Here is a 335-nt window from a genome sequence, read left to right on the forward strand (position 1 = left end):
CTTGCCCGCAACGGATTGGCATATGAGCTGACCGCCTAGGGGTGCATTCGTCGCTTGCTACCCGCGGTAATTGGCGAGGCCTTGGCCAGGACGTACTTTCGTACTGGGGAGCGAACTTTGGACGTCCTGTTGGAGGAGAGTTGCGTGAAGTTCTCCGATCCTGATCCACTCATCCGTCGCGAGGCCCTGGAACGCTTATTCGACTCATGGGAGAGAATCAAGTCCATGGCCGACGACAACGACAAGGCGAAGTCCATCGCGATCATCCTAGACCGGTGTGCCACGGAGCCCGAATTTCGGAAGATGCTGGATGCAGAGGCGCGCGAGCTTACGAG

At 58.2% G+C, this 335-nt stretch carries 1 pseudogene; it reads left to right on the forward strand.

Going from position 1 to position 335, the window contains the following annotated elements:
• Positions 1–144: 144 nt before the first annotated feature.
• Positions 145–335, forward strand: a pseudogene (locus tag EN846_RS35680) (hypothetical protein); the annotation flags it as partial.

The sequence above is a fragment of the Mesorhizobium sp. M4B.F.Ca.ET.203.01.1.1 genome (genome assembly GCF_004791025.1).
Taxonomy (GTDB): Bacteria; Pseudomonadota; Alphaproteobacteria; order Rhizobiales; family Rhizobiaceae; genus Mesorhizobium; species Mesorhizobium abyssinicae.